Genomic DNA, 14482 nt, shown 5'->3' with positions numbered 1-14482 from the left:
CATGCAGCGTGTACTACGTCCCAGCGCCGGGTACTTAACGCGCCGTGAGCGCGCGCACACTCGCCGTGGGCAGAAACAACCGCAGTGGCTCCTGATCGTGCAGAGCTAAAAAGCCGTACTTCTGGTAGAACCGCACAACGCGGACATCTTTCGCTTCCACCAGAACGAGCCAAGCGGCTAGATCCGATCTCACCACGCGCTCGAGCGCGTCGACGAGCATGACTTCGCCCAATCCGAGGCCTTGAAAGGCACTATCGAGTGCAAATCGGCCGATGATCGCCGCGGGAATCGAACGATACTTCGGCACCCTTCTGAGCCAAGCCACAGGAAGATCCTGCAGCATTACGCTGGCCGCCGCCAACGTGTAGAAGCCTGCGATTCGCTCGCCGGTATCGATGAGCAGGAAGCCATGAGCGATATGCCGGGCGGCGTCTTGTCCTAGCCCGGATCGGAGGTACTGATCGAGCGCGTCGACGCCACAACGGAAGCCGTCGCGCCGAAAACGGCGATCGAAAGACACCACCTGGAATGACATGAAAGCCTGTGTCGCATCGCCGCCCTCAGTCGCCCGACGCTCGCCGGATGAGCTTGCGGTGGCGGGCGTGCGCTCGCTTGAGCGCGGCATTGGGCGGCGGGGGTGAGCCGAGTGCTGCCAACAGAACGTCGGTATCGCGCGCCGACAGGCGCAACAAGGCGGCGTTCTGGATGCTGATCAAGGCTGACTGATACGCCGCATGTACGACGTAGTCAGACAAAGATCGGCCCTCGAGATCGGCCGCCAATTTCAGCGTCTGCCTCTGCTGCTCCGTGAGACGGGCTTCCAGGCGAGCGGATCGAGCAGCCGATGCCGCCTCTCGGCCTTGATCGATCAAGCTGGAGACGACATCGGCGATCAACGCGGATGCGGCTGGCCTGCGCCGCGGTGGGGCTTGCGGACTCGGCGTACGCACTCCCGGCCCTTCCATATACCGCGGCTTGCGCAGTGTGGCCTGAAGGCGCCGGCGTCGTACGCGCATGTGCTCGATATCGGCACTTCGGTTTACCGAGGGGCTGGAGTCGGTGGCCGGCGCGAGCGTGGATCGCGTGGAAGACTTAAGCATAAGGGGGCTCCGGGGCCCGCGAGGGCGCGAAAGCCCAATGTACGGCGATACGCCGTACACCACAAGCCAGCGCCGTCTTATTCCGCCCGCGCCCGCAGATCCGGCAGGCGCATGTCCTTGAGCCGGACGAAGCGCGAGCCGCGGGTGAGGCGGTAGCCGGCCCAGATCAGCAGGAAGAGCGGGATGCCGATGTAGGTGGCGACCACGCCGCCCCAATCGATGCGATCGTGCAGGAAGGCCTCGTAGTTCTGTCCCAGCGTGATCACCAGACACAGGACAAACGCGAAGATCGGGCCGAACGGAAAGAACGGCGACACATACGGCAGGTCCGCCAGATTGCCGCCCTGGGCGAGATAGCCACGGCGGAAGCGGTAATGGCTGATCGCGATGCCCAGCCAGGCGATGAACCCGGTCATGCCCGAGGTATTGAGCAGCCAGATGTACACCGCGTTGGGGCTGAAAACGAACGTGAAGAAGCACAGCGCCGCCACGGCGGTGGTGGCCAGCAGCGCCCACAGCGGCACGCCCGCGCGCGAGACCCGGCCGAACACGGCAGGCGCCTTGCCGTCGCGCGCCAGCGCATAGAGCATGCGGGTGGCGGCATACATGCCGGAGTTGCCCGCCGACAGCACGGAGGTCAGCACCACGGCGTTCATGATCGAGGCGGCCGCCAACAGGCCGGCGCGCTCGAAGATCAGCGCGAACGGGCTCACGCTGATGTCGGTCACGTCGTTGCGCAGCAGTTGCGGATCGGTATAAGGAATCAGCAGGCCGATCACCAGGATGGCGAACACGTAAAACAGCAGAATGCGCCAGAACACCTGGCGCACGGCGCGCGGCAGGTTGCGCGCCGGATCCTTGGACTCGCCGGCGGCGATGCCGATCAGCTCCGTGCCCTGGAACGAAAAGCCCACCACCATCGCCACGCCGATCAGCGCGGCAAAGCCGCCCGCGAAAGGCGCGTCGCCGATGGTCCAGTTGTGCAGCCCGCCCGTCTCGCCGCCCCGGATGATGCCCAGCAGCATCAGCACGCCCATGGCGATGAAGGCCAGCACGGCGACCACTTTGATCAGCGCGAACCAGAACTCGGCCTCGCCGAAGCCGCGCGCCGACAGCGCGTTCAGGCCGAAGGTGAGCGCCAGGAACAACGCGCTCCAGTACACGCCCGGCACGTCGGGAAACCAATACGCCATCACGAGCTGCGCGGCCACGAGGTCCACCGCGACCGTCACGGCCCAGTTGTACCAATAGTTCCAGCCCAGCGCGAAGCCGAAGCCCTCTTCCACATAGCGTGCGCCGTAGGTCGAGAACGAGCCCGACACCGGCATGGCCGCGGCGAGCTCGCCCAGGCTCGTCATCAGGAAATACACCATCAGGCCGATCAGGCCGTAGGCCAGGAGCGCGCCCCCGGGGCCGGCCTGGGCGATCGTGGCGCCGGACGCCACGAACAGACCGGTGCCGATCGAGCCGCCCACGGCGATCATGGACAGATGGCGGGCGGACAGCGTGCGGCGCAGGCCATTCGGCGTGGACACCGTCTGCGCGGGGGGCGTGGCGGCGCGGGGCGCGTCGCGGGAGGGGGTCTCCAAGATCTGGATCCTTGTTTCAGTGGACCGGCGGGCGGATGGCCCGGGGCCCGGAATGCGATGAGGCGCGAGCATAACGCAGGAGCCCCCGACAACGCAGTCGCCCGCGCCGCCGCCTCGGACGGCCGCCTGGAGGATAAGCCCCTGATTTTCCGAAATTTTTCGATCGCTACGCCGGATTGATCAGTTTTTGCGCAATTCGAGGGGTGCCGGCGCCCGCGCCCCCGGGGCCGCCCCGCTCCCCGCGTGTAAACTGCTGCCTTTTTGATCCTGCAGGCATGGAGCAACCGACCCGGCGCGCCGGTATCAGCGGCCCGACGCTCGTTCGTCTGCTGGCCCGTCTGAGCAGCGCCGACATACCCGCTTCGCGGCTGCCGCTGTCCGACCGCCTGAGCCAATGGCTGGGCTGGACCGACGCGATCGCACTGGCCGCGGCCCTGGATGGCAACGCCCCGGTGGTGCCGGCCCACACACGCACCTTCGACGACGAACAGTCGCGCGAATGCGCACGCGTGCGCGCCGCGCTGCAGGACGCCATCGTGCGCGACAGCGCGGTCCCGTCGGCCACCCCGCTGCGCCATGCGCGCAACAAGACGCCGGCCGAGCCGACCGAGCCGGAGTTCGGCACGTACCGTCAACGCTACATCTCGCTGCAGCACACGATGGAAACCAACATCGGCAATCTGCGCAGCCGGCTGCGCGGTCTGCTGGCCGGCAAGACGCCGGAAGGCACCGGCCTCGCGGTGCTCGATGCCATCATGGACCGCGCGCTGATCACGCGGGAACGCAGTCTGATGGGCACGGTGCCCTTTCTGCTGCAAGGACATTTCGAACGCCTGCGCAACGCGGCGCGCGCCGAGCGCGCCGAGGCCGAGGCGGCGCAGGCGCCCGTGCCGGCCATCGACGCGTGGCTGCCCGTCTTCCTGGCCGACATGCGCAGCGTGCTGCTGGCCGAGCTCGACGTGCGCCTGCAGCCGGTCGAAGGACTGATCGCCACCCTGCGCGCAAGCGCGGGCGAGCAAACACTGAACAAGAAAACATGATTCGATCTCTCATCAGCGTGGTGGTTTTTCTGGCGGGCCTCGCGGCCGTGGTCTGGATCGGGGCGGGCTATGTCGCCACCAATCCGCTCGCGCTCGTCATCACCCTCGTGATCGGCGCGTTCTATATCGCGGGCGCCGCCGAACTGCTGCGCTACCACCAGGGCACGAGGCACCTGAATCGCGCCGTCGACGGCCTGGAGCAAGCGCCCGCCGACCTGCCCGCCTGGATCGAAAGCCTGCCCGCCGCACTGCGCGTGGCCGTGCGCCAGCGCATCGAGGGCGAGCGCGTCGCGCTGCCCGCGCCGTCGCTCACGCCCTACATCGTGGGCCTGCTGGTGCTGCTGGGCATGCTGGGCACCTTCCTCGGCATGGTCGCGACGCTGCGCGGCACCGGCATCGCGCTCGAGAGCGCCACCGACCTGCAGGCGATCCGCGCCTCGCTGGCCGCCCCGGTCAAGGGCCTGGGCTTCGCCTTCGGCACCTCGATCGCCGGCGTGGCCACCTCGGCCATGCTGGGCCTGCTGGGCGCGCTGTGCCGCCGCGAGCGCATCGCCGCGTCGCAGCGCCTCGATGCACGCATCATCACCACGCTGCGCCCGTACTCGGCGGCGCACCAGCGCGACAACACGCAGCAGCTCATGCAGCGCCAGGCCGAAGTGCTGCCTGCCCTGGTCGATCGCCTGCAGTCCATGATGGACACGCTCGAACGCCATCAACAGACGCTGGGCCAGCAACTGCTCGCCAGCCAGAACGCCTTCCACGAAAAGGCCGAGAGCGTCTACACGCGCCTGGCTTCGCACGTCGACCAGACCATGAAGGACAGCGCGCGCGAGAGCGCCGCCGCCAGCGCCCGCGCGGCCGGCGAAGCGATCCGTCCGGCGATGGAATCCACGCTGGCGAGCCTGTCGCGCGACACGACCGCCTGGCATGACACCGTCACGCAGGCCACGCAGGCCCATCTCGATGGCATGACCGCGCGCTTCGACCGCAGCGCCACCGACATGGCCGATGTCTGGAAGCAGGCCCTGGAGGCGCAGCAACGCGCCAACCAGGTGCTCAACGACGATCTGCGCGCCGCCCTCGAAGGCTATGCGCAGACCTTCGACACGCGCGCGGCCACGCTGCTCGACGGCGTGTCCACGCGCCTCGAGGTCACCACGCAGGGCGTCACCGACACGCTGCAGCAGGCCACCGAGTCCGTCGCGCGCACCTGGACCGAAGCGCTCGAGCGCCAGGAGCGCGTCGGCGCGCAACTGGCCGGCGACAACCAGCAGGCGCTCGCACGCGCCGCCGCCACGTTCCAGGAACACGCCGGCGCCCTGCTGGGCGCGGTCAACCAGTCCAACGCCGAGCTGCAGAACACGCTGGCCTCGCGCGACGAAGAGCGCCTGTCCGCCTGGGCCGAGTCGCTGCACGCGATGTCGGGCGCGCTGCGTCAGCAGTGGCAGGAGACCGGCGCCCAGACCGCCACGCAGCAGGCCGAGATCTGCGACACGCTGGTGCAGACCGCCAGCGCCGCGGCGGCCCGCATGCAGGAGCACGCCAACACCACGCTGGCCGAGGTCACCAGCCTGGCCGAGCGCCTGGCCGCCACCACCACGGCCTTCGAGCAGCACGCGGGCTCACTCATTGCCAGCGTCAACGCTTCGCATACCGAACTGCAGACGCGTCTGAGCGCCGGCGACGAGCAGCGCCTGCAATCCTGGACCGGCACGCTGCAAGGCCTGGCCGACGCGCTGCGTCAGCAATGGCAGGAAACCGGCGAGTCCACCGCGAGCCGCCAGCAAGCCATCTGCGACGCGCTTGCGCGCACCGCCGAACAGCTCGGCGTCCAGGCCCGCGAACAGGCGAGCCAGACGCACGAAGAACTCGCCCGCATCTCGCATCACCTGGCTACCGCGGCCGCCACCTTCGAAAGCCATTCCGACACGCTGCTGTCCACGCTGGGCGAATCGCATACCTCGCTGCAGGACACGCTCGCCGCGCGCGACGAGGCGCGTCTGGCGGCCTGGGCCGCCTCGATGCAGGGCCTGGCCGACACGCTGCGCCAGGAGTGGCAACAGGCCGGCGAGCAACAGGCCAGCCGTCAGGACGAGATCGTGAGCTCGCTGTCGCGCGCCGCCGACGAGATCGGCACGCAGGCCCGTGCCCATGCCAGCCAGGCGCACGAAGAACTGGCCCGCATCTCGACCAGCCTGGCCGCCGCGGCCAGCACCTTCGAAAACCATTCCGACGCCCTGCTCTCGACGCTCGGCGAGTCGCACGTGTCGCTGCAGACCGCGCTGGCCGAACGCGACGAAGCGCGTCTGGCCGCCTGGGCCGATTCGATGCAGACGATGGCCGACACGCTGCGCCAGCAATGGCAGGAAGCCGCCGAGCAGCAGGCCAGCCGCCAGGGCGAGATCGTGACCACGCTGTCCCGCACCGCCGAAGACATCACCGCGCAGGCCGAAGCCCACGCCAGCGCCACCATCGCCGAGATCGGCCAGCTGGTGCAGGTGGCGGCGCAGGCGCCGCAAGCGGCCGCCGAGGTGGTCGCCGAGCTGCGCCAGAAGCTGTCCGACAGCATGGTGCGCGACAACGAGATGCTCGAAGAGCGCGCCCGTCTGCTCGAGACCCTGGGCACGCTGCTCGAGGCCGTGAACCACGCCTCCGCGGAACAGCGCGTGGCGGTGGATGCCCTGATTTCCAGCTCGGCCGAACTCTTCGACCGCGTGGGCAGCCGCTTCACCGAACAGGTCGAAGGCGAAACCGGCAAACTCACGGGCGTGGCCGCGCAGATCACGTCCAGCTCGGTCGAAGTGGCCAGCCTGGGCGAAGCCCTGGGCTCGGCCGTGCAGTCGTACGGCGAGGCCAACGAAACCCTCATCGCGCACCTGCAGCGCATCGAAGGCGCGCTCGACAAGTCGCTCGCCCGCAGCGACGAGCAGCTCGCCTACTACGTGGCGCAGGCACGCGAAGTGGTCGACCTCAGCATGCTGTCGCAGAAGCAGATTCTCGAAGAGCTGCAGCACCTGAATGATCGCCGCGAAAACGAACGGCGCGAGATCGCCGCCACTGAAGCGGAAGCGGCGGCCGAATGAGAGACGACCTCGACGCCGGCGTCGAGCCGACCGCGCCGGTCTGGACCGTTTTCGGCGATCTGATGTCGGTGCTGCTCGGCGCCTTCGTTCTGATCCTCGTGGGCGTGATCGGCATGCAGCTCGAACTCTCGGCCAAGCTCGAAGACGAAGTGAAGCAGCGCGAAGAGGCCGTGCAGCAGCGCCAGACGCTGGAGCAGGCGCTCGCCGTGCCGCTGGCCGCCGGCCGCGTCACGCTCATCGACGGGCGCATCGGCATCAGCGGCAGCGTGCTGTTCGCGCTCAACTCGGATCAGCTCCAGCCCGAGGGCCGCGAGATCCTCAAGAGCCTGGCCCAGCCGCTGGCCGACTACCTCGGCCAGCGCGAAGAGGCGCTGATGGTGAGCGGCTTCACGGACGACCAGCAGGTGCGCGAGAACAACCGCCGCTTTGCCGACAACTGGGATCTCTCGGCGCAACGCGCGCTCACGGTCACGCGCGCGCTGATCGAAGAAGGCATCCCGGCCGCATCCATCTTCGCCGCCGCGTTCGGCGCCGAGCAGCCCGTGGCGTCGAACGCCGACGAGGCCGGCCGCGCACAGAACCGCCGCGTGGAAATCGCGCCGGTGCCGCGCCGCGGCGCCAAACCCGCGGACGCCGGCAACGGCGCATCCGGCCGGTCCCGTGACTGACGCGCACGACACCTCGAGCGACGCGACGCCTGACACGGTGCAGACGCCGCGGCAGGCCGCCGACGGCACCAAGGCCGAGGACGCGGTGCCCGAAGGCACGATGCCCGGAGGCGCGATGACCGACGGTACGCCGCCCGACGGTGCGATGCCCGAAGGCGCGCCGCCCGAAGGCACGGCGCCCGAAGGCACGGCGCCCGACGCCGCCCCGCCCGCGCCGCGCCGCCCGCTGGGCCCGGCCCTGCGGCGGCAGCTCGCGGAGACGCTCGAACGGCGGGCGCAAGCCCTCGAGGGCGAGGCCCGCGCGCAGCTCGAGGCCCGGGCGGCCGAACTGCGGGCCGGTGCCACGCAGACGCCTGAGATGCCATCGAACGATCCGCAGCCCGTGGACGGCGAGACCGCGCAGGACGACGACGCGGCTGCCGACGGCACGGCACCCGCGGCGAACGTGCAGACGAGCGCCGCCATGGCGGCCGCCGTAGCGGCAAACTCCACACCGCCGGCCCCTGCCACCCCGGCCCCCTCCGCGCCCGACCCCGGCCCGCTGGCGCAACTGCTGGCCGCCTTCGCCGCGGCGGACGGCGCCCGGCCCGCCGCGCACGCCGACCATCCGGGCCATCGCTATCCCGAGCTGCCGCTGCTGGATAAGCTGCGCGATCTCTGGTCGCATCTCAGCGCCGATCAGCAGGTCCGCCACTCCGAGGCGCTGGTGCCGGACAACGCCGGCCCGCTCAACTCCAGCCATCTGGTGCACCGCTCGCTCGCGCTCATGCGCGAACTCTCCCCCGAGTATCTGCGCCGCTTCCTGCTGTACGCCGACGCGCTTTCCTGGATGGAGCAGCTCGACAGCGCGCTGACCGCGGCGCGTGAACCGGCGGCCAGAAAGGGCGCGGCGCGCGCCACGGCGCGGGGCGGGCGCAAGCCGCGCGCCGGCTGAGGCACACCATGGAGCTGCTGCACCACTACCTCGTTGCGTATGGCGCGGTCGCGCTGTTCGTGTGTGTGTATCTCGAGTCGTTCGGCGTGCCGGTACCGGGCGAGTCCGCCGTCATCGCGGCGTCTGTGCTGGCCTCGCAGGGCCAGCTTCCCATCGAAGGCGTGCTGGCGGCGGTGTTCGTGGGCGCGGTGCTGGGCGACTGCACGGGCTATGCCATCGGCCGCTGCGGCGGCCGGCAGCTGCTGCAGCGCCACGGTCATCGCGTACGGCTCACGCCCGAACGTCTCGCCTCATGGGAAACGCGTTTTCGCACGCACGGCGTGCCCATCGTGATCGGGGCGCGTTTCGTGGTGCTGCTGCGTCAGCTCAACGGCCTGCTGGCGGGCTCGGTGGCCATGCCCTTCCACCGCTTTCTGTGCGCCAACATCGTGGGCGCGCTGGCCTGGACGCTGGTGTGGGGCGCCGGCCCCATGCTTGCCGCGCATTGGTACCGGCCCCTCTGGGAACATCTGCGGGCGCTCTGGTAGCCCCCGGCCGGGGACGCCGCGCCCCCCGCACGGGCGCGCGGCGTCCCGCTCAACTCCGCTTCAGGCGGCGCTCAGACGCGGCGCCTGCGCCCAGCCCACGACGGGCTCGGCCTGCACCGTCTGCGCGTCGCCGCGCAGCTTGAACAGCGCCACTGTGCGTGCCAGCGTCGCCGCCTGCTCGTTCAGCATGGCCGCGGCGGCGGCCGATTGCTCCACCAGTGCCGCGTTCTGCTGGGTCGCCTGGTCCATGTCGGACACGCTGTGATCGATCTGGCCGATGCCCGCGCTCTGCTCGGTCATGGCGCCGTGAATCTCACTCACCAGACGCTGCACGCGCGTGATGCTGTCCACGATCTCGTGCATGGTGGCGCCGGCCGCCTGCACCCGCTGCGTGCCGCTGCGCACGTTATCCACCGAGGCCTGGATCAGCGTGCGGATCTCCTGCGCGGAGGCCGCGCTGCGCTGCGCCAGCGTGCGCACTTCGCCCGCCACCACGGCGAAACCCCGGCCCTGCTCGCCCGCGCGCGCCGCTTCCACGGCGGCGTTGAGCGCCAGAATGTTGGTCTGGAACGCGATGCCGTCGATCACGCTGATGATCTCGGTGATGCGCTCGGACGACTGGGCGATGGTGTCCATGGTGGTGACCGCATCGGTCACGACCTGACCGCCGCGCTCGGCCGCCACGCTCGCCTCGGTGGCGAGTTGGGTGGCATGCTGCGCCGTCTCTTCGGTCTGGCGCACGCTCGAGGTCATCTGCGTCAGTGCCGACGAGGTTTCTTCCAGCGAGGCCGCCGAGGTCTCGGTGCGGCGCGACAGGTCACGGTTGCCCATCTCGATCTCGTGCGTGGCCGTGGCCATCGATTGCACGCCGGTGCGCACGTCCAGCATCACGCCGCTGATCTTCTCGACGAAGGCGTTGAACGACGCGGAGATCTGCGCGACCTCGTCGCGGCCGACCACGGCCAGACGATGCGTCATGTCACCGTCGCCCGAACCGATCGTGTCCATCGCGTCGCGCACGGCCGACAGACGCTTGAAGGCCTGAGCCGTGAAGAGCGCGGCCACAAGCAGCGCCAGCACGGTCAGCACCACCATCGAGATCACCATGGCGTTGAAAACCTGGCCCAGCGCGACCGTGGCTTCGGCCTTGTCGAGCGCCACCACCAGATACCAGTCGGTGCCGGCGATGCGCTCGGACTTCAGCAGCTTGGGTGCGCCCGACAGCACGAATTCGGCCGGCTCCGCTTCATCCTGCGCGAGCGGCGCGAGGCTGTTGGCGGTGAGGCCGGGTGCCAGATCGGTCGAGGGCTTGAGCGCGAAGGCGTCGTTGGGATGCGAGATCACCTGGCCGTCGAGCGCGACGACGAACGCGAGACTGGACGGCGTGGGACGGATCGACTGGATCACGGACTTCACCCCGTCCAGCGCCACGGCACCGCTCACGGCGCCGACCGCCTGGCCGTTGCGCAGGATGGGCGTGGTGAATGCCACGTAGGGCTTGCCGCTGGACGAGTCGCCATACGGCTTGGTGATGCTGAGCTTGCCGGCCGCGACGGCCGCCTTGTACCAGGGGCGCGCGGTGGGATCGTAATCGGGCGGCGTCGGCGCCGTGGAGAAGAAGGTCTTGTCCGACCAGCCCACGCTCGTAATCGGGAAGTCGTTGGTGGCGCCCATCAATTTGACGAGCCCCGTCGGGTCGCCCTTCTCGACGGCCTGCGCCGTGGCGACCACGGCCGTGGCCTTGTCGCCCGACCACTGCGCAATCGCGCGCGCGTTGCCGTTGGCCACCGCGTCCAGCGTATTGGTGATGCTGGCCATCATGTTGTCACGCACGATCTGATAGGTCACCACGCCGGAGAGCAGCAGCGCTCCCACGACGGTAAGACCACTGATCAAGAGAATCCGGTTACGCAGCGAAGTTTTTTTCATGCTCTGTCCAGCTTGGTTGGCGTTCGTACGGAACGCACGCAAGGCCGTGAAACTGCACCCGCGCACCCGGCTTACGACAGCGCCGCGAACCAACTTAAGCAGCCGGCAAACGATATTTATCGCAATGAATTGCCGAACAATTCCTGCGCTGAAAGCGCACTGAATCGGCGCCGCCTCACGACCGGCGCGTCGTTACGCCCACCCGGTGGTGCTGTGCCCGAATTGCAACGTCCCCGATTAATTCCGGTCCAATTAAACGCTTATGAGAATCGTTGTCATTACAATTTCGGACGAAATTACCTAGGGAGAGGAATTCCATGTCCGACGGCAAGACCGGTCGCGTTGCACACGCCGCCCCGCACCCCACCCTGCGCAAATTGAGCAGTCTCGTGTTGATGGCCCTGGCGGCCGGCGCGGCCCAGGCTCAGCAGAACAACGCCGTGCCGACGCTGTCGTCGGTCGAGGTGAAGAGCGATCTGCTGCCCGCCTCCACCACCGAGGGCACGGGCAGCTACACGCCGCGCGCCACCTCTGCCGGCACCGGCCTGTCGTTGTCGTTGCGTGAGAATCCGCAATCGGTGACCGTGGTGACGCGCCAGCGCATCGAAGACGAGAACATGCTTTCGCTGGTCGACGTCATGAGCAGCACGCCCGGCATCTCGGTGCAGAACTTCGACGCCGAACGCTATTCGTTCAACGCACGCGGCTTTCCGATCACCAACTATCAGTACGACGGCATCCCCACCGGCTTCGACATCGGTTATGCCGGCGGCGAATCCGCCGTCGATCCCATCATCTACGACCGCGTCGAGGTCGTGCGTGGCGCCACGGGCCTGCTCACCGGCGCCGGCGATCCGTCCGCCTCGATCAATTTGGTGCGCAAGCATGCCGACGCGCGCGAGTTCAAGGCCGACCTGAGCGTGGGCGCGGGCACCCAGGACACCTACCGCGCCACCGCCGATCTGCAGACCCCCTTGAACCAGAGCGGCACGGTGCGCGGCCGCATCGTCTCGGCCTATCAGAAGAACCACTCGTACCTCGACCACTACGAGAACGAGAAGACGGTGTTCTACGGCGTGGTCGACGCCGACGTGACGGACAGCACCACCGTGAGCGTGGGCTTCAACTATCAGAAGAACGATCCCAAAGGCAGCAGCTGGGGCGGCTTCCCGCTCTGGTATGCCGACGGCACCCGCACCGACTGGCGCCGCTCGCTCAACACCGGCGCCGACTGGACCTCGTGGGGAAGCACGACGCAGGGCGCCTTCCTGCAACTGGAGCAGCGCTTCGACAACGACTGGCGCATCAAGGCCGTGGCCAGCCACAGCAAGAACGAGATGGACGGCAAGCTGCTCTACCTGACCGGGTGGCCCGATCGCGTCACCGGCGAAGGCATGGGTTCCTCGCCCGCCTGGTATCTGGGCGACCGCAAGCAGAACAGCTTCGATGTGAAGGCCTCCGGCCCGTTCAACCTGTTCGGCCGCCGCCACGAGGTGGTGATCGGCGGCAGCGCCAGCCGCCAATACGCCAACTTCGATTACCGCGCGCCGCTGGGCACGAGCCCGGTGGGCAACTTCTTCGACTGGAACGGCTCCTACCCCGAGCCCGATTGGAGCGACGAACGCGTGACCGGCTCGCGCTACACGACCAAGCAGGCCGGCATCTACGGGGCCTTGCGCCTGAGCATCGCCGATCCGCTGACGCTGATCGTGGGCGGACGCTACAGCACCTGGAAAACGGATTCGGTGGGCTGGGGCGGCGGCAATAAGTACGCGTTCGACAAGAACGAATTCACGCCCTACGCCGGCCTGCTGTACGACTTCGCGCAGAACTACACGGCGTATGTCAGCTACACCGGGATCTTCAATCCGCAGTCCTATCAGGACCGCAACGGCAGCTGGCTCGACCCGCTCGAAGGCAAGTCATACGAGGCCGGCATCAAGGGCGAATGGCTGGACGGCAAGCTCAACGCCAGCGCCGCCGTGTTCCAGGTGGAGCAGGACAACGTGGCGCAGGTGGATACCGGCTTCTTCGTGCCGGGCACGCCCAACGAGGCCTACCGGGCCGCGCAGGGCACGCGCACGCGCGGCTTCGACCTCGAAGTGTCGGGCGAGGTGACGCCGGGCTGGAACGTCGCCGCGGGCTGGTCGCACTGGACCGGCCGCGACGGCGAAGGCAACGCCATCCAGACCAACCAGCCGCGCAGCCTGGTGCGCCTGTTCACTAGCTATCGCCTGCCGGGCGAGCTCAACCGCCTGACCGTGGGCGGCGGCGTGAACTGGCAGAGCCACGTCTACACCGATGCCTTCGGCCCCAACGGCGAAGAGCGCGTCAGCCAGGGCAGCTATGCCATCACCAACCTGATGGCCCGCTACACCTTCAACCGCAACCTTTCGGCGCAGCTCAACGTCAACAACGTGTTCGACCGCAAGTTCTACAGCCAGATCGGCTTCTACAACCAGGGCGCCTGGGGCGCCGGCCGCAGCGCCATGCTCACCATGCGGTATCAGTACTGAGGCAGCAAGCCGGAGGCGCGGCGTGGGGGGCCCGCCCGCCGCCGAGCCGCCTCAAGGCGGGCGCGTGTATGGACCGGACAGATAGGTAACAGGTGTACGAGGACATGGGTGACACTTTTCCGGACTAGATGCCCGGGAGAGTTCCATGCCTTGGAGTGCTGTTACCGTGAGCGATCAGAAGACGGAGTTTGTGGCGTTAGCCACACAGCTCGGCGCCAACGTGAGCGAGTTATGCCGACGTTTCGGCATCAGTCTCAAGACCGGATATAAGTGGCTGGGCCGCTACGAAGAGCGGGGGTCAGCCGGACTGGAGCCCTTATCGAGGCGCCCTAGGCGTACGCCTGGGCGCACATCTGAGGCGCTTGAGGCGCTGGTGCTCGAGGTCCGGCAGCGTCATCCCGCCTGGGGCGGCCGCAAGATCGCTCACGTATTGCTGCGCGATCAAGGGGTGATGCTGGCACCCAGCACTGTCACGGAGGTACTTCGCCGTCATGGCCGCTTGGCAGATACGTCTTCTGGTGCAGGACGACCCTGGCAGCGGTTCGAGCATGAGGCGCCCAACGACCTATGGCAGATGGACTTCAAGGGTCACTTTGCCACTGATCGGCAGCGATGCCATCCGCTCACGGTCATCGACGATCACTCCCGCTACAACATCGTTTTGCAGGCCATGGCTGCCGAGCGCTTCGAGCCCGTTCAGGCTGCGCTGGTGCAAGCGTTCTCCCGCTACGGTCTGCCCAGGCGCATCAACACCGACAACGGCACGCCCTGGGCGGCCTCAGGCATGGACACGCTGACGCGGCTGGCCGTCTGGTTCATCAGGCTCGGCATTGATCTCTCACACAACAGACCGGCGCATCCGCAGAGCAATGGCAAGGACGAACGGTTCCATCGCACCTTCAAGGCGGAAGTGCTAGGCACCCGGCGCTTCCGTGACCTTGACGATGCCCAGCGTCAGTTCGATCCCTGGCGCTGGATCTACAACCACGAACGCCCGCACCAGGCACTGGATATGCAAACGCCTGCGCAACGATACCGACCCAGCCCGCGCACGATGCCGCGCGTTCTGCCGCCCGTCGTTTATGCCCCGGACACC

11 protein-coding genes are annotated in these 14482 nt (G+C 68.2%); 7 read left to right on the top strand and 4 right to left on the bottom strand.

Features of this window, described 5'->3' with window-relative positions; translation table 11 throughout:
• Positions 1-34 precede the first annotated feature (34 nt).
• From CEK29_RS03630 to CEK29_RS03620, 3 genes are all read right to left on the bottom strand, one after another.
• Positions 35-535, bottom strand: a complete 501-nt coding sequence (locus CEK29_RS03630) for a GNAT family N-acetyltransferase (protein WP_176456829.1) — start codon at positions 533-535, stop codon at positions 35-37.
• 25 nt (positions 536-560) lie between these two features.
• Positions 561-896, bottom strand: a complete 336-nt coding sequence (locus tag CEK29_RS03625) for a type II toxin-antitoxin system TacA family antitoxin (protein ID WP_255176065.1) — start codon at positions 894-896, stop codon at positions 561-563.
• 281 nt (positions 897-1177) lie between these two features.
• Complete coding sequence (locus CEK29_RS03620) at positions 1178-2635, bottom strand: amino acid permease (RefSeq protein WP_141218308.1); 1458 nt, start codon at positions 2633-2635, stop codon at positions 1178-1180.
• Between the two features lie 329 nt (positions 2636-2964).
• Between CEK29_RS03620 and CEK29_RS03615 the strand changes: the two genes are divergently transcribed.
• The 5 genes from CEK29_RS03615 to CEK29_RS03595 are packed head-to-tail and all read left to right on the top strand — an operon-like array spanning position 2965 to position 8941.
• On the top strand, positions 2965-3729 hold the full coding sequence (locus CEK29_RS03615) for a DUF3348 domain-containing protein (protein ID WP_094803821.1): 765 nt from the start codon (positions 2965-2967) through the stop codon (positions 3727-3729).
• The gene (locus CEK29_RS03610; RefSeq protein WP_094857349.1) at positions 3726-6812 is read left to right on the top strand and encodes a DUF802 domain-containing protein; all 3087 of its coding nucleotides are present in this window, start codon (positions 3726-3728) and stop codon (positions 6810-6812) included. The genes CEK29_RS03615 and CEK29_RS03610 overlap by 4 nt, the downstream gene beginning before the upstream one ends.
• Positions 6809-7480, top strand: a complete 672-nt coding sequence (locus CEK29_RS03605; RefSeq protein WP_094803825.1) for an OmpA family protein — start codon at positions 6809-6811, stop codon at positions 7478-7480. The genes CEK29_RS03610 and CEK29_RS03605 overlap by 4 nt, the downstream gene beginning before the upstream one ends.
• The gene (locus CEK29_RS03600) at positions 7473-8414 is read left to right on the top strand and encodes a DUF2894 domain-containing protein (RefSeq protein ID WP_255176064.1); all 942 of its coding nucleotides are present in this window, start codon (positions 7473-7475) and stop codon (positions 8412-8414) included. The genes CEK29_RS03605 and CEK29_RS03600 overlap by 8 nt, the downstream gene beginning before the upstream one ends.
• A gap of 8 nt (positions 8415-8422) precedes the next feature.
• Positions 8423-8941: a DedA family protein gene (locus CEK29_RS03595; protein ID WP_094803827.1), complete on the top strand. Its 519-nt coding sequence runs from the start codon at positions 8423-8425 to the stop codon at positions 8939-8941.
• A gap of 60 nt (positions 8942-9001) precedes the next feature.
• On the opposite strand, the gene CEK29_RS03590 is transcribed toward CEK29_RS03595, so the two are convergent.
• A complete protein-coding gene (locus CEK29_RS03590; RefSeq protein ID WP_094803829.1) occupies positions 9002-10870 on the bottom strand; it encodes a methyl-accepting chemotaxis protein in 1869 nt (622 codons plus the stop codon).
• A 317-nt stretch (positions 10871-11187) separates the two neighbouring features.
• Between CEK29_RS03590 and fhuE the strand changes: the two genes are divergently transcribed.
• The gene (fhuE, locus tag CEK29_RS03585; RefSeq protein WP_094857348.1) at positions 11188-13386 is read left to right on the top strand and encodes a ferric-rhodotorulic acid/ferric-coprogen receptor FhuE; all 2199 of its coding nucleotides are present in this window, start codon (positions 11188-11190) and stop codon (positions 13384-13386) included.
• A gap of 166 nt (positions 13387-13552) precedes the next feature.
• A partial coding sequence (locus tag CEK29_RS23420; RefSeq protein WP_176456828.1) for an IS481 family transposase occupies positions 13553-14482 on the top strand: 930 nt, incomplete at its 3' end.

The sequence above is a fragment of the Bordetella genomosp. 5 genome (genome assembly GCF_002261475.1).
Lineage (GTDB): Bacteria > Pseudomonadota > Gammaproteobacteria > Burkholderiales > Burkholderiaceae_B > Bordetella.
Note: the sequence above shows the minus strand (reverse complement) of the source record. Positions and strands in the feature narration are given on the sequence as shown.